Origin of the sequence: Klebsiella sp. SWET4 (assembly GCF_024296565.1) — a bacterium.
Taxonomy (GTDB): Bacteria; Pseudomonadota; Gammaproteobacteria; order Enterobacterales; family Enterobacteriaceae; genus Klebsiella; species Klebsiella variicola.
The window spans coordinates 1268166-1286055 of record NZ_JANCOB010000001.1; the positions used below are offsets into that span (position 1 = coordinate 1268166).

At 64.5% G+C, this 17890-nt stretch carries 16 protein-coding genes and 1 pseudogene; 2 read left to right on the forward strand and 15 right to left on the reverse strand.

What is annotated here, in order from left to right; all coding sequences use genetic code 11:
• Positions 1–159 precede the first annotated feature (159 nt).
• From NKJ21_RS06530 to NKJ21_RS06560, 7 genes and pseudogenes are all read right to left on the reverse strand, one after another.
• Positions 160–948, reverse strand: a complete 789-nt coding sequence (locus NKJ21_RS06530) for an ABC transporter ATP-binding protein (RefSeq protein WP_012541422.1) — start codon at positions 946–948, stop codon at positions 160–162.
• Positions 942–1937 carry an ABC transporter permease gene (locus tag NKJ21_RS06535; RefSeq protein WP_012967948.1) on the reverse strand — a complete coding sequence of 332 codons (996 nt, stop codon included), beginning with the start codon at positions 1935–1937 and terminating at the stop codon, positions 942–944. The genes NKJ21_RS06530 and NKJ21_RS06535 overlap by 7 nt, the downstream gene beginning before the upstream one ends.
• On the reverse strand, positions 1918–2955 hold the full coding sequence (locus NKJ21_RS06540; protein WP_131002187.1) for an ABC transporter substrate-binding protein: 1038 nt from the start codon (positions 2953–2955) through the stop codon (positions 1918–1920). The genes NKJ21_RS06535 and NKJ21_RS06540 overlap by 20 nt, the downstream gene beginning before the upstream one ends.
• Positions 2952–3914 (reverse strand): ABC transporter substrate-binding protein, encoded by a 963-nt coding sequence (locus NKJ21_RS06545; protein WP_008804495.1) that lies wholly within the window; start codon positions 3912–3914, stop codon positions 2952–2954. Before NKJ21_RS06545 ends, NKJ21_RS06540 begins: the two co-directional genes overlap by 4 nt.
• A 5-nt stretch (positions 3915–3919) precedes the next feature.
• Positions 3920–5071, reverse strand: a complete 1152-nt coding sequence (locus NKJ21_RS06550) for an acyl-CoA dehydrogenase family protein (RefSeq protein ID WP_023322821.1) — start codon at positions 5069–5071, stop codon at positions 3920–3922.
• Positions 5058–6153, reverse strand: a pseudogene (locus NKJ21_RS06555) (LLM class flavin-dependent oxidoreductase). The gene NKJ21_RS06550 and the pseudogene NKJ21_RS06555 overlap by 14 nt, the downstream one beginning before the upstream one ends.
• A gap of 144 nt (positions 6154–6297) precedes the next feature.
• Entirely contained in the window at positions 6298–7191 is an 894-nt protein-coding gene (locus NKJ21_RS06560; RefSeq protein WP_221019453.1) for a LysR family transcriptional regulator, read from the reverse strand.
• 106 nt (positions 7192–7297) lie between these two features.
• On the opposite strand from NKJ21_RS06560, the gene NKJ21_RS06565 reads away from it, so the two are divergent.
• Both NKJ21_RS06565 and NKJ21_RS06570 read left to right on the forward strand, forming a co-directional pair.
• Positions 7298–7900 (forward strand): cysteine dioxygenase, encoded by a 603-nt coding sequence (locus tag NKJ21_RS06565; RefSeq protein WP_044612670.1) that lies wholly within the window; start codon positions 7298–7300, stop codon positions 7898–7900.
• A 5-nt stretch (positions 7901–7905) separates the two neighbouring features.
• The gene (locus NKJ21_RS06570; protein ID WP_044612669.1) at positions 7906–9486 is read left to right on the forward strand and encodes a rhodanese homology domain-containing protein; all 1581 of its coding nucleotides are present in this window, start codon (positions 7906–7908) and stop codon (positions 9484–9486) included.
• A 12-nt stretch (positions 9487–9498) separates the two neighbouring features.
• Here the strand turns inward: NKJ21_RS06570 and NKJ21_RS06575 are convergent, their stop codons facing one another.
• From NKJ21_RS06575 to NKJ21_RS06610, 8 genes are all read right to left on the reverse strand, one after another.
• The gene (locus tag NKJ21_RS06575) at positions 9499–10224 is read right to left on the reverse strand and encodes a polyphenol oxidase family protein (RefSeq protein WP_254732810.1); all 726 of its coding nucleotides are present in this window, start codon (positions 10222–10224) and stop codon (positions 9499–9501) included.
• Positions 10225–10326: 102 nt separating this feature from the next.
• Positions 10327–11523 (reverse strand): 3-(3-hydroxy-phenyl)propionate transporter MhpT, encoded by a 1197-nt coding sequence (mhpT, locus tag NKJ21_RS06580; protein ID WP_023340336.1) that lies wholly within the window; start codon positions 11521–11523, stop codon positions 10327–10329.
• A 75-nt stretch (positions 11524–11598) separates the two neighbouring features.
• Positions 11599–12615, reverse strand: coding sequence for a 4-hydroxy-2-oxovalerate aldolase (gene mhpE, locus NKJ21_RS06585; RefSeq protein ID WP_012541412.1), 1017 nt, complete (start codon positions 12613–12615; stop codon positions 11599–11601).
• The gene (mhpF, locus tag NKJ21_RS06590) at positions 12612–13562 is read right to left on the reverse strand and encodes an acetaldehyde dehydrogenase (protein ID WP_016161284.1); all 951 of its coding nucleotides are present in this window, start codon (positions 13560–13562) and stop codon (positions 12612–12614) included. Before mhpF ends, mhpE begins: the two co-directional genes overlap by 4 nt.
• Positions 13555–14361, reverse strand: coding sequence for a 2-keto-4-pentenoate hydratase (mhpD, locus tag NKJ21_RS06595; protein WP_254732812.1), 807 nt, complete (start codon positions 14359–14361; stop codon positions 13555–13557). The genes mhpF and mhpD overlap by 8 nt, the downstream gene beginning before the upstream one ends.
• Positions 14362–14371: 10 nt before the next feature.
• Positions 14372–15238, reverse strand: a complete 867-nt coding sequence (mhpC, locus tag NKJ21_RS06600; RefSeq protein WP_061154261.1) for a 2-hydroxy-6-oxonona-2,4-dienedioate hydrolase — start codon at positions 15236–15238, stop codon at positions 14372–14374.
• A 17-nt stretch (positions 15239–15255) separates the two neighbouring features.
• Positions 15256–16200 carry a 2,3-dihydroxyphenylpropionate/2,3-dihydroxicinnamic acid 1,2-dioxygenase gene (mhpB, locus tag NKJ21_RS06605; RefSeq protein WP_016161286.1) on the reverse strand — a complete coding sequence of 315 codons (945 nt, stop codon included), beginning with the start codon at positions 16198–16200 and terminating at the stop codon, positions 15256–15258.
• Between the two features lies 1 nt (position 16201).
• Positions 16202–17866: a bifunctional 3-(3-hydroxy-phenyl)propionate/3-hydroxycinnamic acid hydroxylase gene (locus NKJ21_RS06610; protein ID WP_071582941.1), complete on the reverse strand. Its 1665-nt coding sequence runs from the start codon at positions 17864–17866 to the stop codon at positions 16202–16204.
• Positions 17867–17890: the final 24 nt, after the last annotated feature.

A 17890-nucleotide genomic window follows, 5' to 3' on the forward strand; every position in this document is an offset into this window, starting at 1 on the left:
CCCCTTCCTGTCGAGTTCGTAGGCCCGGTAAGGCGCAGCCGCCACCGGGCAAAAACGTGGCGCCTGGCGCCGGATGTTCATTGCCGGGCGGCGCTGCGCTTGCACCGGCCTACCTTTCCGTGACCTTTGTCGCAGCCGCCACCGGGCAATGCGTTCAGCTTACCAGTCCTCCTCCTGGCCGAGGATGCGCAATATATCCTGACGATGCTGCAGCAGCTGCGGGTTATCGCGATGACGGGGAAAATCCAGCGGCAGCGCGAACTCGGCGATAATCCGCCCTGGACGCGGCGACATCACCAGTACCCGCTCGCACAGCAGCAGCGCCTCTTCGATATCGTGGGTCACCAGCAGGCTGGTATACCCCTGCTGCTGCCAGAGGGCGATCAGCTCCCGCTGCATGCTGATGCGAGTCAGGGAATCCAGCTTACCCAACGGCTCGTCGAGCAGCAGCAGGCGCGGTTCGTTCAATAAGGCGCGCGCCAGCGCCGCACGCTGCGCCATCCCCCCGGACAGCTGCCGCGGCCACGCCTCGCTGAAGGCCTGCAGCCCGATGCGGTCAATCAGCGCGTCGGCCTTCGCCTCCAGCCCCTTTTTGCCCTGTGCCTGCGGGCCCAGCAGCACGTTCTGCCGTACCGTCAGCCATGGGTAGAGCGTCGGATCCTGAAACACAAGGATCCGCTCCGGCCCCGGGGCGCCGGGCGCCGCGCCGTCGATCTGCATCTGTCCGCTCTGCGGCGCTTCCAGCCCCGCCAGCAGCCGCAGCAGGGTTGATTTACCGCAGCCGGAAGGACCCAGCAGCGCCACGCTTTCCCCCGGGCGCAGCTGCAGACTGATATTCTCCAGCACCGGTACCGTCTGTTTGCCAAGCGTAAACGCATGATGAAGATGGCTGATGGATACCGCCGCGCCGCGCGCTATCGCCGGCGAATCTGGCGTCGCTGTTACCATTGCATTCCTCCTCGCTGCCAGCTAAGCAGCCGGTCACGCAGCATAAATAATCCGCTTATCAGGCCGGAGCATAACAACGCCATTACCAGCAGCGCGGCGTACATATTCGGATAGGCCGCCCAGCCCTGGGCCCACTGGAGGTAAAAGCCGATCCCTGACTTCACCCCGACCATTTCGGCGACAATCAGCACCGAAAACGACGCGCCGAGCCCCATAAACAGGCCGACAAAGACGTTCGGCAGCGCGGCGGGGATCGCCACCCGCAGGATCAGGAAACGCTGGCTGGCGCCGAGGGTCCGCGCCACGTCGTACCACGCCTTATCAATGCCCATCACTCCGGACCAGGTCAGCACCGTGACCGGGAACCAGGTGCTCAGCGCGATCAAAAACACGCTGGCGCCGAAGCTCGAGGGAAAAATAAACAGGCACAGCGGCAGCAGCGCGGTGGACGGCACCGGGCCCAGCAGACGTAACACCGGATGCACCCAGTAGCCAATCCGTTGCGACCAGCCGATGGCCAGACCGGTGATGAACCCGCTGCTGGTGCCCAGCAGCACGCCGAGCCCCAGCAGCCCCAGCGAGTGCAGCAGGCTGTCGAGCAGGCGCGGCCAGTCGTCGTGCAGTACTTCGATCAGCGCCTGCGGCGGCGCGAAAAACGGCACCGGTAGCACGGCGCTCTTGGCGGTCAGCCCTTCCCAGACAGCAAACAGCACCGGCAACAGCGCCAGCCACTTGCCGGCATGCCGCACACGCGCGCCGCGCGCTCGCCAGTAGCGATAGCTCAGCGCCAGCAGCAGTAATCCACCGCCGAGGGTGAATTGCGCCAGCGCCCACCCTTCGCTAAACGGCCAGCGCCGCCCGGCATCGGGCCAGGCCAGGGTAAACAGACCGCCCAGCAGCCACAGCGCGGCGGCCAGCAGCCCTTCTCCCCACAGCGGCGCGCGGCCGGTGGGGCGCGCCAGAGCCTGCTCAGGCGAATACGTTGGCATAGATACTCTCCGCGAACTGATGGGGATCGGTACCCGGCTTGATCACCTGCACCCGCTGCAGGTCGACCGCGTACTGCGTCAGCTCTTTCACGAATGCTTCGCCCACCGCATGATGGCCGTGGCCCTGCCCGTGCAGGATGCCGCTCACCTCCGCTTCACTGGTGTTCAGGGCATGGGCGAGGAAGGATTGCGCCACGCTTTCCGGATGCGCTGCGGCATAGCTGTGCGCCTCAAGGATCGCCTGAGTGAGCGCGGCGGCCGCCGGTTTATGGTCCCGCGCCAGGCTTCCGCTCACCCCCAGCACGCAGCAGCTGAGGTTGGCATAATCCCCGGTCATATTGCTGGCGATCAGCTGATACTTGCCGGTCTCCAGCAGACGATAGCTGAATGGCTCGCTGCCGCTGATGGCGGCGATTTCGCGCTTGTCCAGCGCCACGCTGAGCAGATCCGCCGGGTAGACTTTCCACTGCACGTCGCTGATCGGGTCGATACCGTGGCGCTTAAGCAGAATGGCGAAGAAGTTTTTATCCGGCCCGGCCATGTCGGTGACGCCGATGGTTTGTCCCTTCAGGCTCTCGAGGCCGCCGAACGGCGAGTCTTTGGCCGTCAGCAGGTTCAGACAGCCGCCGTGGGTCCCGGCGGTGAGCTTGACGTCAAAGCCCTGCTCCAGCGCCTTCAGCCAGCGCAGCGCCATCCCCACCCCGGCGTCGGCCTTACCGGTGGCGATCGCCTCCAGCAGCACATCAGTGGAGTTGCCGAAGTTAACAAACTCAACGTCGAGGTTATATTTACTGAAAATCTTCTGCTGCTCGGCGACGGCGACCGGCGCGAGGCATACCGCGCTTTTATTGATCGCCAGCTTGATCTTGTAGGGCTTTGGCAGGCGCAGCGCCGGATGGGCATCGCCGCTGGCCATGTCCGCCATATCGTGAGCCCACAGCGGCAGAGAGACCCCGGCCAGCGCCAGGCCGCCGCTGAGCTGTAAAAAACGGCGGCGGGAAAAAGTGTTTCTGGTCATGGTGTCACCTCGGCGGCGGGCACGCTAAAGCTGGGGTCAAAGGTCGGCTTCACGTCCAGCCGGGTGCGGATCAGGCCGTTGGCGAGATAAAAGTCCGCCGTTGCCTGCTGCTGGGTCACCGTTTCCTCTGCCAGCGGCTGCCACTGCGACTGGCGGTTGGCAAACTGCGCGCGGGCGATCTCCGCCGGGAAGCGGATGATCTCCCCCAGCGTTTTGCCGTAGCTGTCGAGATTGGCGTAGGCCCAGCGCTCGGCGCCGGCCAGGCGCTGGAGATAATCCTGCAGCGCGGCGCGTTTTTGCGGATCGTTAAGCGCGGAATCCGTTGCCGCGAGGAAGGTATTCCCCGGCAGCAGCCCTTTGCCGCTCACCAGAATCTGCCCCTCGTTGGTCTTCACCATCTGGGTGGTGTAGGGCTCCCAGGTCGCCCAGGCGTCTACCGAACCGTTAAGCAGCGCCACTTTGGCGTCCACCGGGCCGAGGAACACCCACTGCACCTCCTTCGGTGAAATCCCCGCCTGCTCCAGCGCTTTCAGCGCCACGAAATGACCAATCGACCCTTTACCGGTGGCGATGCGTTTGCCTTTTAAATCGGCGCCGCTTTTTAACGTGCTGCCGGGGGAAACCAGCACCGCGGTCCCCGCCGGGTTGCTTTTATCCACGGCAATGGCCTTGACCGGCGCACCGTTGGCCAGAGCAAACAGCAACGGCGCATCGCCGATGATCCCCGCGTCCACGGCGCCCGCGTTGAGGGCTTCCGCCAGCGGCGCGGCGGCCGGGAACTCGGCCCACTTAATGTCGTAAGGGAGATTTTGCAGGGCGTTGGCCGCCTCCAGCTGCGAACGCATGCCGCCTTTTTGATCGGCGATACGCAGGGTGATCCGCTCCTGCGCTGTCGCGTAGCCGCCCAGCGCCAGCAGCATCAGCGCTGCCGCCACCCGGCCTGAAAATGATAGACGCATCGTGATTATCCTTGTGATTGAAAGACGAAGTTGCCGGCTGCCAGCCAGGCGCTGTCGCTCTGTGGGGTATGTACCCGTCCGCAGAGCACGTTGCGGTAGTGGCGTTCCAGCGGGTTCTGTCGGCTCAGGCCATGATTGCCGGTCAGCTCGAGCGCAATATTCACCGCCTGAATGGCGTTGTCGGTGATGGTGACTTTCGCCAGATTGGCCTCGATAGCGGAAAAGCGCAGCGCGGCGGCCTGCTCCAGCAGGCTGCGGTTGACCAGCAGCAGCCCGGCGATCTGCCCGACTTTCTCCTGCACCCGTGGCAGACGAGAGAGCGGATGACCGAGACCGGCGGGTACCCGTCCCGCCAGCCACCTCACCAGCCAGTCGTGAGCGGCGTGGGCAATGCTGTCATAGATCGCCGCCAGCAGCGCCGTCTGCCGGTTGGCGAACAGGCGAAACGGTTCGGCCTCCGCGGCGGGTGGCGCATCGGCCGGCCAGACATCCACCGCGTGCTCTGCCGCCACCCGCACGTGGTTAAAAATAACTTCATGGCTGCCGGTGGCCCGCATCCCGGCGTGATCCCAGCTTTTCACCACGCTGATACCCGGGCTGTCGCCAGCCACCAGCCAGGTGCCCACCAGCGGCGGGTTATCATCGCTTCTGGCCCACACCGCCAGCCAGCGCAGCCCTTCAATGCCGGTGGTATAAATTTTATGGCCGCTGATGTCCCAGCCCTCCGCGCGACGGGTCGCCACGGTGTCCGGCAGGCCGCCCCGCGCCGGGGATCCCAGCTCCGGCTCGACGCGCAGGCTGTTGATCAGGCCACCGTGTTCGACAGCATCGTGAAAAACCTGCTGGCGCAGCGGCGCGTGCCAGGCGTCATTTTCCGCCAGCCGCAAATGGTGCAGATACTGCATGCAGACAATCAGCGCTGTCGCCGGCTCTCCCCAGGCGATGGCGGCGATGACCTGCTGCAGCTGGGCCAGAGTGGCGCCCGCGCCGCCGCAGGATGACGGCACGGCGAGACTTAACCAGCCCCCCGCGCGCAGATGGTCGATATTACGCTGGGGAAAGTCGCCGCTGGCATCAAGGCTGGCCGCCTGCTCCGCCATCTGCTGGCGGAGCGCCGTCAGCTGCCGGGCCCAGTCGTCGCGCTCAGGATGGATCACGATGCGCGCTCCGCCACCGCACGCCGGGCAGCTTTTTCCCGGGCGATCGGCAGCAGCGCCCGGCCATAGTCGGCCGCGTCGTTCAGCGGATCGAAGCCGCGGATCAGGAAGTTACGCACGCCGAGGTCGTAGTAATCGAGCAGCGCATCCGCCACCTGCTCCGGGGTGCCCACCAGGGCGGTGGAGTTATGTCCGCCGCCCACCAGTTGGGCGATGCCGGTCCACAGACGTTTGTCCACCACCCTGCCCTGCGCCGCGGTGGCCCGCAGCCGCTGGGCGCCGATGCTGTCCGGTTTGGCTTTGAAACCCCCTCCGCGTTGCGCCGCCTGCTCGGTGGCGACGTGAAGGATATGCTCGGCTTTCTCCCAGGCTTCGGCTTCGCTGTCGGCGATAATCGGCCGGAACGAGACGCTGAAGCCGATATCACGCTGGTGTTTCGCCGCTTCGGCGCGCACGCGCTGGATGGTCTCTCCGGTTTGCGCCAGCGACTCGCCCCACAGGGCGAAGACGTCGGCATGTTTGCCGGCGACGGCGATGGCCGCTTCCGACGAGCCGCCGAAGTAGATGGGAAGATGCGGTTTTTGCAGCGGGCGAATGGCGGACCAGGCCTGCTCGGCCTGATAAAAATCGTTGTGAATATCCACCGGCTGCTCGCTGGTCCACACCTGGCGCACGGTGTCGAGGAAGGCGTCGGTGCGGGCGTAGCGCTGGTCGTGGTCGAGATAATCGCCATCCCGGCGCTGCTCGGCATCGTTGCCGCCGCTGATGATATGCACCGCCAGCCGGCCCCCCAACAGGTGCTCAAGGGTGGCGAATTTGCGCGCGGCGAGGGTTGGCGAAACAAAACCGGGGCGATGAGCCAGCAGGTAATGGATTTTCGGCGTCGACAGCCCCGCCAGGGCCGTCACCAGAAAGCCGTCGGGTTGATCGGACCAGTGGCCGACCAGCAGACGATCAAACCCGGCGGCTTCATGGGTTTGCGCAAAGCGAACGATATAGTCGCGGTCAAAGATCGGCCCCACCGGGGCAATCGTTTCGGAAGAGAGGCGGTGGCCAATCATGCCGAGAAACTGAATGCTCATGAACAACTCCTTGCGTCAGGGTAATGGAGTGGCCGCGACAGCGGCGCTGGTCATTACCCTATACAGAGTGTGTTAATGAGCAAAATGCATTTTTATCATATCTTAATATGCTGAATTAGCATTAAACAAAAATGCATAGTGCTTTCAGTCGGATACTGTCAGCTGCTGCACCACTTTGCTGGCGAAAAAGGTCAGCGGCGGCTGCAGGTTTGCCAGATACTGGGCGTGGATCAGCCACAGTGAGACCGCAGGCTGAAAATCGCTGAGATTGAGGACCGCGATCTCGTCCCGCCACGGGCTGCAGGCCAGCGCCGCCCGCGGCACCAGACCCAGCCCCTGTCCCTGCGCCACCAGCGCTATCTGCAGCTGCGCGCCCGCGCTTTCGACATTGAGCTTCAACCGCAATCCCTGACTCTGCAGCTCGCGAATGAGCCCGGCGCGCAGGCCACAACCGTCGGGGTTAAGGATCCAGCCCTGTTCGGCGCACTCCCGCAGGGATGACGCGCGCAAATTCAAACGCCGGCTGACGATCGGCACCACCTCCAGGGGACACAGCAGGCGCCCGCTATAGCCCTCGGCGAAGCTTTGCTGGGCCGGCCCCATCGCCAGCATGCCGTCCAGCTCGCCGTTTTCCAGCCGACGCTGCAGCTGTCCGCTCCAGCCGCAGGTGATCTGCGGCGACAGTCCGGGAAACTGCTGGCTCAGCGTCGACAGCGCCGCCGGCAGGGCAATCTCGCTGAGACTCTGCGGCACGCCGAGACGCAGCGCGCCGCGCGGCTCGCCTTGCGGATCCAACAGGCTGTAGAGTTTTTTCGTCTCACGCTTAATGCTCAGACACTGCTCGTACACCCGGTGTCCGGCGGCGGTCAGGGTCAGCGGGCGGGTCTGGCGCTCCAACAGCGTCACGTTCAGCTCCTGTTCCAGACGCTGAAGACGCCGGGTGATGGCCGACTGGGTGATCCCCAGATATTCCGCGGCCTGATTGAGGGAGGAAAACTGCACCGTGGCCAGCAAAGCGTCAATATCGTCAATGCGCATAGGATCCTTATGTGAAATTTGCATATTAATATATGCGTAAATTGCATTTAAATAATATTAACGCCTCTGTTAGCGTTTTGACCAGTCCCTCTGACAGGAACCGCACATGACTGCACCACGACTGGAAAAATTACGCCATTTCATTCATGAGGTAGACCGCCTGCACCGTGAGCACCACCAGACCGCCCCGCTGCTTGACGCCGTGGCGCAGCGGCTGGTGGCGCTGGTGCGTTACGACGACTGGCTGCCGGAAGAGTACACCCTGCCGCATCCGCACCATTACCAGCAGTATCTGCTGCATGCCGACTCCGGGGAGCGCTTCTCGATTGTCAGCTTCGTCTGGGGACCGGGGCAAGCGACGCCGATCCATGACCACCGGGTGTGGGGGGCCATTGGTATGCTGCGCGGCGCGGAGGAAAACCAGCGCTACCAGCTGGATGCCGATGGCATACCGCGCGCGCTGGGCGCCGCCACGCTTCTGGAAGCAGGCCAGGTGGAGAAAGTCTCCGCTGACGATGGCGATATTCATCGCGTCAGCAATGCGCTGGCGGATCGCGTCTCCATCAGCATTCACATCTACGGCGGCAATATCGGCGCGGTGAAGCGCGCCGTGTACACCCCGGAAGGGCAGCAGAAACCGTTTATCTCCGGCTACTCTAACCGCCATTTACCCAATATCTGGGATTCCTCCCGCGAACATCAAGGATAACCACTATGTCCACCTACGCTTATCGCCAGGCCGCCGGGATACGCCAGGCGCTGCTCGACCGTCGTGAACTGGCGCTGATCGACGTCCGTGAAGAGGCCGATTTCGCCACCGCTCATCCGCTGTTTGCCGTCAATCTGCCGCTCAGCAAACTGGAGCTGGAGGTCCGCCGGCGGATACCGCGCTTCACCACCCCGCTCACCGTCTACGACAACGGCGAAGGTCTGGCGGAGATCGCCGTCGAACGGCTACGGGCCTGGGGCTATCAGGATGTGGCCCTGCTGACAGAGGGGCTCGCCGGCTGGCGCCGCAGCGGCGGCGAGCTGTTTCAGGACGTCAACTCCGCCAGCAAAGCCTTTGGTGAACTGGTGGAAAGCGTGCGTCACACACCGTCGCTCAGCGCCCAGGAGGTTCAGGCGCTCATCGACAGCCGGCAGGAGGTGGTGATCGTCGACGCCCGGCGCTTCGATGAGTACCAGACCATGAGCATCCCCGGCAGCATCAGCGTGCCCGGCGGCGAGCTGGCCCTGCGGGTGGAGAGCCTGACGCCCTCCCCGCAGACGCCGGTTATCGTCAACTGCGCCGGACGCACCCGCAGCATCATCGGCACCCAGTCGCTGATCAACGCCGGCGTGCCAAACCCGGTCCATGCCCTGCGCAATGGCACTATCGGCTGGACGCTGGCCGGCCAGACGCTGGCGCACCAGCAGCAGCGGCAATACGATCCCTCCGCCCGCGCCTCCGGCGCCCGGGCCGCTGAGGTGGCGCATCTTGCCGAACGGGCCGGGGTGGCGGTCATCGATGAGGCCACGCTGCAACGTTGGCTGCAGCAGAACGACCGCACTACCTTCCTGTTTGATGTCCGCAGCCCCGAGGAGTACGCGGCGGGTCACTATCCCGGCAGCCTGAGCGCGCCAGGCGGCCAGCTGGTGCAGGAGACCGATCACTTCGCCAGCGTACGAGGGGCGCGCATTGTGCTGCTGGATGACGATGGCATCCGGGCGGCGATAACCGGCTCGTGGCTGGCGCAGATGGGCTGGGAGACGGCGCGGCTGAGTGCGCTGTCGGCCAGCCAGTTGAGCGAACGCGGGGTGCCGGCCGCCGAGGTGCCGCCCGGCCCGCAGGCGGAGGAGATAAGCCCGGCGCAGCTGGCGCAACAGCTGGACGAACCCGGTACGGTGGTGCTCGATTTCACCACCAGCGCCAACTTTGTCGCTCGCCATATCCCCGGCGCGTGGTGGCTAACGCGCTCGCAGCTGCGCCAGGCCCTGGATGTGATCCCTCCCGCCCAACGTTACGTGGTGACCTGCGGCAGTAGTCTGCTGGCCCGCTACGCGGTGCCGGAGGTGGCGGCCTTGACCGGTAAACCGGTGCAGCTGCTTACCGGCGGGACGCTGGCGTGGATCGCCGCCGGTCTGCCGCTGGCGCATGGCGACAGCGGCCTCGCCGTCGAGCGCCTTGACCGCTATCGTCGTCCGTACGAAGGAACCGATAATTCCGCCGAGGCCATGCAGGCTTATCTGGAGTGGGAGTATGGCCTGGTGGATCAGCTGGCCCGCGACGGCACCCACGGTTTTCGGGTGCTCTAGCGCGAGCGCGCCTCAGGCCTCGCGCAGGATCCACGAATACTGAAAGCTCTTCGGCGCCGGAAAATGGGTCCGGCGTCGGTAGGAGCCCAGCGACTGCGGGGTGCAGTAGGTGCAACTCCCCAGCCATTCAACGCTCGCCGGCGACACTCCCGCCTCTGCGAAGATCGCTTCGGCAAAGGCGCGCAGATCAAACCACAGATTATCGCTGCCGCGTGCGGCGACTTTGAGCGCATCGCTGACCGGGCCCGAACGGGAATGAAACAGCCGCTGGCGATGGCGGGCCACCCGATCACCGCCGGGCTGGTCCAGCAGTTGCTGATAAAATGCGGCGGAGACTTCGTAACAGCAAGGGTGAATATGCGGCCCCACGGCGATGACCAGATCGGCCAATGCCACCCCCTGCTGGCGAAAACAGGCCAGACTATTATCGACAATACCGCTGGCCAGCCCCTGCCAGCCGGCATGCACGCTGCAGACGAAGCGACCGTCGCGCGAGGCGATCAGCAGCGGCAGACAGTCGGCGGTCACCACCCCCACCTTTTGCCCGGCTACCGCGGTAAACACCGCGTCGGCGTGCGGGCGCGTCGGCAGCGGCTGCTGATAATGATGAACCTCATTACCATGCACCAGCTTCACCGGAGCCAGCTCGGCATAGGGAAAGGCGGCGGTTTCGTGGACATCGAGAAAAGCGTGGCGGATGCCAGGGATAGCATTGAGCAAACGGGAGGTGTAAGCCATAGGGACGATAAGCGTCAGGGAATGATGTCTTACCATAGGCCAGGTGACGCGGACAGGCAAGGCGGCGGCCCGGCATTTTTTTGCCAGACCGCCGGATGCGTCTCAGACAATCGCGGCGCGCTGCTGGCGATGCATCAGCCAGAACACCGCCACCCCAGCCAGCACAATACCCGGCGCCGAGGCCGCCATCACCCCGACGGTGCCGGTGCCGAGGGCCAGCATCTTGCCGGCCAGCAGCGGGCCGCTCATCGCCCCGAGACGGCCCACCGCCACGGCGGTGCCGACCCCGGTGGCGCGGATCGCTGCGGGGTAAAAAAGCGGCGCCAGGGCATAGAGTACGCTCTGGCCGCCGGTGGCGAACAGCCCGGCGACAAACCCCGCCAGCAGCATTCCGTTTAGCGACGACGCGCTGCCCAGCGCCAGCAGGGAAGCCAGAATCCCGCTGTAGATCAGGAGCGACATCCGCAGCGGGGTGAGCTTATCCATTAGCGCTCCCAGCAGCAGCGTGCCGCAGGCGGCGCCGATCTGCAGAGAGAACATCACCCCCGCCGCCTGGCTGGCGCGGAATCCCTGGCCCACCAGCAGCATCGGCAGCCAGTTGATCAGCATATAGACCACCAGCAGGGTGAAAAAATAACCCAGCCACAACAGCAGGGTGGCGGCGGCATGCCCCGGGGCAAACAGGGTGCGCAGCGGCACGCTGGCCTCCGCGCGCTGAAACGCCTGCGACTCCGGTAGCCAGCGCATCAGCAGCGGGATCAGCAGTAACGGGACCACGCCGCCAATCCAGAAAATAGTCTGCCAGGCCGCGGCGAGACCGGAAAAGCCCAGCGCTGCCGCCAGCGCGGCGCCAATGGGTACGCCGCAGTACATCAGGCTTACCGCCCGGCCGCGGAAGCGTGAGCCAGCGGCTTCCGAGGTTAAGGCAATCAGGTTAGGCAATGCCGCCCCGAGCCCGACGCCGGTGAGCAGGCGCGCCAGCAGCAGCGTCGGGAAGCTCCATGCCACCGCAGTGGCCAGCGAGAACAGGCCAAACAGCAGCACCGACCCCAGCAGAATGCGCTTGCGCCCGTGGCGGTCCGCCAGCATGCCGCCCACCAGCGCGCCGGGCAGCAGGCCGAGGATCCCGGCGCTGAAGATCCAGCCCATCTGCATTTTATCCAGCGCAAAGGCCTGCGCCATGCCGACGGCGGCGATCCCCGCCGCCTGCAGATCCAGCCCTTCCATCAGGGCCACCATAAAACAGAGCCCGATGGTAACCACCAGGCGCGAGGGGTTTGCAGTCGTTATCTTGGTCATAGGGTACCTTGGCGATAGCCGAACAAACGGAGCAGGTGACTGGCGGCTGATGCTTTGTCAGCCGCACGTTTTTCGTTATTTATTGCGGTTAAGCAGATCCAGTGCGACGTCGACGATCATATCCTCCTGACCGCCGACCATCCGCCGCTTGCCCAGCTCGACGAGAATATCCACCGCGCTGAGGCCATAGCGCTCGGCCGCCGCTTCGCTGTGGCGCAGGAAGCTGGAGTAGACCCCGGCGTAGCCCAGCGCCAGCGTTTCGCGGTCGACACGCACCGGGCGGTCCTGCAGCGGCCGCACCAGATCATCGGCCGCGTTCATCAGGGCGTAGAGATCGGTGCCATGCTGCCAGCCAAGCTTGTCGGCGGCGGCAATAAACACCTCCAGCGGCGCATTGCCCGCCCCCGCGCCCATCCCGGCCAGGCTGGCGTCAATGCGATCGCACCCCTCTTCCACCGCGGCGATAGAGTTCGCCACCCCGAGGCTCAGGTTATGGTGGGCATGCATCCCGGTGGCGGTCTCCGGCTTCAGCACCGCCTTCAGGGCACGGAAACGGTCGCGAATGTCGTTCATGTTCATCGCCCCGCCGGAATCCACCACATAGATACAGGTCGCGCCATAAGATTCCATCTTCAGCGCCTGCTGCGCCAGTGCCTGCGGGGAGATCATATGGCTCATCATCAGAAAACCGACGGTGTCCATTCCCAGCTCGCGGGCAAAGGCAATATGTTGCGCCGCGACGTCCGCTTCGCTGCAGTGGGTGGCGACCCGCACCACCCGCGCTCCGGCCTGATACGCCGCTTTCAGATCGTGCAGCGTGCCGATGCCCGGCAGCAGCAAGGTGGCGATTTTCGCCTGGCTGACCGCCTCCGCCGCCGCTTCAATCCACGCGATGTCGCTGTGAGCGCCAAAGCCGTAGTTGAAGCTGGATCCCTGCAGGCCATCGCCATGGGCCACTTCGATGGAGTCGACCCCAGCCTTATCCAGCGCGCCGGCGATCTGCTGCACCTGCGCCAGGGAATACTGGTGACGGATGGCGTGCATGCCATCGCGCAGCGTCACGTCCGAGATATAAAGTTTTTTACCGTTCATGCTGTCGCTCCCGCCGCGCTGTTCATTGCCCCAGCCATTTGCTCCGCCGTCGCCAGCGCCGCCGAGGTCATAATATCGAGGTTGCCCGCGTACGCTGGCAGATAGTGCGCCGCCCCTTCCACTTCGAGGTAAACCGCGGTTTTCAGGCCGGAAAAACAGCCGACGCCGGGCAGGTTGACCGGCTTATCCTCGGGGATAACCTCAAACTGCACCTGCTGCTTCAGCCGGTAGCCTGGGACGTAAGCCTGCACTGCCGCCGCCATTTCGGCGATCGAGGCGGCAATCGCCTCCTGCGACGCCAGCTCGCTCAGGACGTAGACGGTATCGCGCATCATCAGCGGCGGCTCCGCCGGGTTCAGCACGATAATCGCTTTGCCCTTGCCCGCGCCGCCGACTTTTTCAATCGCCTGCGAGGTGGTTTCGGTAAATTCGTCAATATTGGCCCGCGTGCCCGGTCCGGCGGATTGGCTGGCGATCGAGGCCACGATCTCCGCGTAATGCACCTTCGCCACTCGCGAGACCGCGGCGACCATTGGGATGGTCGCCTGCCCGCCGCAGGTCACCATATTGACGTTGCCCTGATGGAGATTGGCCGCGAGGTTGACCACCGGTACGCAGTACGGGCCAATCGCCGCCGGCGTCAGGTCGATGACGCGGATCCCCGGCTTCGCTTCGCGCAGCGCGGCATCGTTTTTGATGTGCGCCCCGGCGCTGGTGGCGTCAAAAACAAAATCGATGTCGGCAAATTCCGCCATCTGCATCAGGCCGCCCACCCCTTCGTGGGTGGTCGCGACGCCCATGCGCCGGGCGCGGGCCAGGCCATCCGACTGCGGGTCGATGCCGACCATCACCGCCATCTCCAGATGCTGGCCGTGGCGCAGGATTTTAATCATTAAATCGGTGCCGATATTCCCGGAGCCGATAATGGCGACTTTACGTTTACGCATCACGATGTCCTTCTCCGGCGGCGACGAAGCATGCCGCAACTGAGCCAATACCTTCGATATGGGCGACAAAGCTGTCCCCCTCGTTAATCGCCACCATCGGGCCTAACGCCCCGGTCAGCACGATATCCCCCGCCCGCAGCGGTTCGCCGAGACTCGCCAGCTTGCGCGCCAGCCAGACTGCGGCGTTCAGCGGATGCCCCAGACACTCGCTGCCGCGACCGCTGGAGACCAGCTCCTGGTTGCGGGTCATGTGCATGGCGCACTGCTTCAGATCCAGTCCTGCCGGGCGCTGCGCCGGGCCGCCAATGACGTACAGGCCACAGGAGGCGTTATCGGCGACGGTGTCGACAAAGCCGATTGACCAGTCGCGAATGCGGCTGCCCACCACCTCCAGCGCCGGCAGCACCCATTCGATGGCGTTATACAGCTCATCAAAGGTGGTATCGGCATGCGGCAGATCCTGCTTCAACACCAGGGCGATCTCGGCTTCCACTTTGGGCTGCAGCACGAGGCCAAACGGCACCTCGGCGTTGTCGCCGTAGCACATGTCGGCAAACAGGGTGCCGAAATCCGGCTGGTTGACCCCCAGCTGCTGCTGCACTTTGGGATGGGTCAGGCCCACCTTGCGGCCCACTACCCGCCGGCCATGGGCCACGTGGTGCTGGACGTTCAGACGCTGGATGGCATAGGCGGCGTCGGTATTGTCGACGCCGAGGATATCGCGCAGCGGGGCGATCGCCTGGCCGGTCTGTTCCGCGTCGCGCAGCTGCCGGGCCAGCGCGTCAAGAGAAAAAGTCATCATTTACTCCTTAAGCCCGTGCGAGGAAATTGAGCACCAGCTGATTAAAACTGTCGGCATGTTCCCACTGCGCCCAGTGGCCGCAGTCGCGGTAAATATGCAGTTCCGAACCGGCGATCCCGGCGAGCAGGCGCAACCCGGCATCCATCGGCACGAAGCGGTCATTGCGTCCCCAGACGATCAGGGTTGGCGCGCTGATTTCGCCCAGCCGCGGGCCAAAGTCAGGAAACTGCTTCGGGTTGGCTTCGAGGCTCTTGACGAAGTTGTCCAGATGATCGCGGCGCGACAGCATATTGTTGAGCCGCGCCTCGAACAGCGCCTCGGTGAGGTCGCGGGTGTCGAAGACGAAGATGCTCATCATCTTCTTCAGGTTTTCTATGGTCGGCTCGCGGTACAGGGCGTTCAGCAGCTTGATGCCCTCCGTCGGCATCGGCGTAAACAGGCTCATGCCGCCGGTCCCCCCGCCCATCAGCACCAGCTTAGCCACCCGCTCCGGCCAGCTCAGAGTGAAGGCCACCGCGCTATGGCCGCCCATCGAGTTGCCCAGCAGATGGACTTTATCGATCCCCAGCTGATCGACCACGCTTTTCAGAATCCGGGCGTTGAGGTCCGAACGTGAGCCGCTGTTAACGATCGAATCGCTTTTGCCCCACCCCGGACAGTCGAGGAGCAGCACGCGATAGCCCGCCTCGACCAGCGGGTCAATATTGCGGCTGAAGTTGGCCCAGCCGGTGGCCCCCGGCCCGGAGCCGTGCAGCATGACCACGGTCTCTTTCCCGTCGCCGCAGTCATTGATATGGATGCGCAGCGTGCGGCCCCCCTCGTCGACATTGAGGAATCGGCTGGTGGCGGCTTCGGTTTGCGGTTGATAGCTCATGTTAGTCTCCCGGTTAATCAAATCTCGGTGGTGGCGCTCAGCGAGCCGAACCCGGCGATCCACTCGGGGATCGGCCGGTAATAGCGGCCCTCACTGCGCCAGCGGCCAAAAGCGGATAGCGCGGCAAAAGCGGCCACCCAGGTCTTAATTTCGTGCGTCGATTTCCCGGCCATCGCCGACAGCTCGTCGTTGCCGATCGCATCCAGCTCCGCCAGCCGCCCCTGCTCCAGCAGGCTCATAAAGCGGTTGTCCCAGACCGGGTTGAGGGGATGGAGCGAGCGCTGGTCTTCGGTAAACCGTCTGGCGGCGTTGATCACCCGCTGCTGGCGCAGCTCGCGCTCGTCCGGCGGCAGCTGTTTGCCACTGCCAAGCAGACGGTCACGCAGATGGGCGTCGGCCTTCGCCAGCTCCGGCACCGGCGGCTGGTGCGAGAGTCCGCCCGAGCCGAGGATCAGCACCCGCTTATTGAGGGTATTGAGAAAGCGGCCCATCGCCTCGCCCAGCAGCCGGGTACGTTGAAAACCCGGCAGCGGCGCGGCGACGCCGTTAATAAACACCGGCAGCACCGGCACACGGTCCAGGCCACCCAGCAGAAACTCCAGCGGCTGGGCGAAGCCATGGTCCACCTGCATGTTGTACGACACCGCCAGGTCGATACCGCTGTTGATCACGGCGTGAGCGCAGGCTTCCGCCAGCTCGGTCGGCACCGGCAGGTCGCCGGCGGCGCTGGCGAAGTCGCCGATGGCGGTGGCGCCGACGCCGAGGCAGAACGGCGGCATCACGTCATAGAAAAAACCGTTGTAGTGATCGGGGGCGAAGAGCACCACCAGCTCGGGATCGAAGGCGGCGATCCGCCGCCGGGCGTCGGCAATCACCCCGTTCACTTCATCAAGAACCGCCTGCTCCGGGTCCACCAATCCCACCAGCGGAGTGTGGGAGAGACAGTGCAAATAGGCATCCATATCAGGCCACCTTCTCTTCAGTGCGGGCGGTATCCCCGGTTGCGAGGGTCATTTTTTCCGCCAGGGCGGTCAGCTGTGCGCCGAGGGTCTGCGGGATGGCGAGAGCGGCGACAAAGCGGTCCGGTCTGACCACGGCAATGGCGGTGTTATGCTGAGCAAACCAGCTCTTCAGGCGATTTTGCGTATCGCCTACCCGCAGCGTGCCGGGGGCGTTATCCTGCTCGCGATGGATCTGCACCGCCGGCACCACCTGGATAAAGCGCACGCCAATCGCGCGCCAGCGAGCGATCTGCCCGGCGTCGAGCCCCCACTGCGGGTTGCAGCCCCAGCCGATAATGGCGAAATTCGCGCCGATGACGTCGTCGAGCAGCACGCTCTCGCCGCTCTCCAGCGTCACCTGCGGTTGAATAAACATTTTGCCCACCGGCGAGGTCTTGCCGGCGGCGTCGATCAGCAGCGCCCCCTCGCGGTACTGCGGCATCGGCTTAAAGCGCATTTCAAGGAAGTAGCGCTTCACCGGCGGCAGGTAGTTCAGCAGCCAGGAGAGACCGTCGCGCACGGCCCCCTGCCAGCGCTTCGGCGGCGCCAGCACGTGGCCGGCGGTGACCGACAGATCAATCATCGCTTTCGCGTGGTCGCGGCGCTCCTGCTGATAGCTGTCGAGCAGCGCCTCTCCCGCTTTACCGTTGACCACCAGCGCCAGCTTCCACGCCAGGTTGAAGGCGTCGCGCATGCCGCTGTTGTATCCCTGCCCCTGCCAGACCGGCATGATGTGCGCCGCGTCGCCGGCCAGCAGCACCCGGTCAATGCGAAAACGCTCGGCAAGTCGGGCGTTATGGGTGTAGACCCGCTGGCGGATCAGCTCGACGCGGTCCGGGTCCGGCAGCACTTTGCTCAGCAGACGACGCATATTGTGCGGCTCGCTGAGCTGGGCTTCGGTTTCTCCGGGCATCACCATAAATTCAAAGCGGCGCACGCCATGGGGCAGCGCGGCGGAAACGTAGGGTCGCACCGGGTCGCAGCACAGGTAAACGTGCGGGGTGGCCAGCGGGTCGTTAGCGATATCGATGACGATCCACTGATTCGGCGCGGTCTTGCCTTCGAAGGGGACGTTCAGCGTACGACGAATAAAGCTGGCGCCGCCGTCGCAGGCCACCAGCCAGTCCGCGCGCACCGTCTCCCGCTCGCCGTCCGGTCCTTTAAGATTTAACGTGACACCGTCACCGTTCTGGCTAAAGGCTTCTACTTCGCGGGAGAAGAGGCAGCGGACCTGCGGGAAACGCTGCAGGCCGTGATACATCACCGCATCGACCTGCGGCTGAATGAAGGCGTTGCGCCGCGACCAGCCAAACTCATCGGTCATCGGCTGGATATCAGCAAAGCAGCGCCCCTTCGGGGTCAGAAAGCGCATGGCGTGCCACGGCGTGGTGTGCGGCAGCACGTCATTCACCAGCCCTACCGCCTGCATCGCCCGCAGGGATTCATCGTCAATGCCGATGGCCCGCGGGTAATCGATCAGTGTGTCGAGCTTTTCCACCAGCAGCACGCTGATGCCCATCTGGCCAAGGTAGTTGGCCATCATCAGGCCAACCGGACCGGCGCCGGCGATGGCGACCTGAGCGGTATGCTGCACGGCGGGTTGAATATCGGGTGTAGATGTTGTCATTTTCAGCGACCTCACGACTCGGAA

Coding starts and splice junctions, on each gene's coding strand:
- mhpB (WP_016161286.1), bottom strand. CDS start 16,200: ATGGATGCCTATTTGCACTGTCTCTCCCACACTCCGCTGGTGGGATTG.
- NKJ21_RS06545 (WP_008804495.1), bottom strand. CDS start 3,914: ATGCGTCTATCATTTTCAGGCCGGGTGGCGGCAGCGCTGATGCTGCTG.
- NKJ21_RS06535 (WP_012967948.1), bottom strand. CDS start 1,937: ATGCCAACGTATTCGCCTGAGCAGGCTCTGGCGCGCCCCACCGGCCGC.
- NKJ21_RS06530 (WP_012541422.1), bottom strand. CDS start 948: ATGGTAACAGCGACGCCAGATTCGCCGGCGATAGCGCGCGGCGCGGCG.
- NKJ21_RS06540 (WP_131002187.1), bottom strand. CDS start 2,955: ATGACCAGAAACACTTTTTCCCGCCGCCGTTTTTTACAGCTCAGCGGC.
- NKJ21_RS06575 (WP_254732810.1), bottom strand. CDS start 10,224: ATGGCTTACACCTCCCGTTTGCTCAATGCTATCCCTGGCATCCGCCAC.
- NKJ21_RS06560 (WP_221019453.1), bottom strand. CDS start 7,191: ATGCGCATTGACGATATTGACGCTTTGCTGGCCACGGTGCAGTTTTCC.
- mhpC (WP_061154261.1), bottom strand. CDS start 15,238: ATGAGCTATCAACCGCAAACCGAAGCCGCCACCAGCCGATTCCTCAAT.
- NKJ21_RS06610 (WP_071582941.1), bottom strand. CDS start 17,866: ATGACAACATCTACACCCGATATTCAACCCGCCGTGCAGCATACCGCT.
- mhpT (WP_023340336.1), bottom strand. CDS start 11,523: ATGACCAAGATAACGACTGCAAACCCCTCGCGCCTGGTGGTTACCATC.
- NKJ21_RS06570 (WP_044612669.1), top strand. CDS start 7,906: ATGTCCACCTACGCTTATCGCCAGGCCGCCGGGATACGCCAGGCGCTG.
- mhpE (WP_012541412.1), bottom strand. CDS start 12,615: ATGAACGGTAAAAAACTTTATATCTCGGACGTGACGCTGCGCGATGGC.
- mhpD (WP_254732812.1), bottom strand. CDS start 14,361: ATGACTTTTTCTCTTGACGCGCTGGCCCGGCAGCTGCGCGACGCGGAA.
- NKJ21_RS06565 (WP_044612670.1), top strand. CDS start 7,298: ATGACTGCACCACGACTGGAAAAATTACGCCATTTCATTCATGAGGTA.
- mhpF (WP_016161284.1), bottom strand. CDS start 13,562: ATGCGTAAACGTAAAGTCGCCATTATCGGCTCCGGGAATATCGGCACC.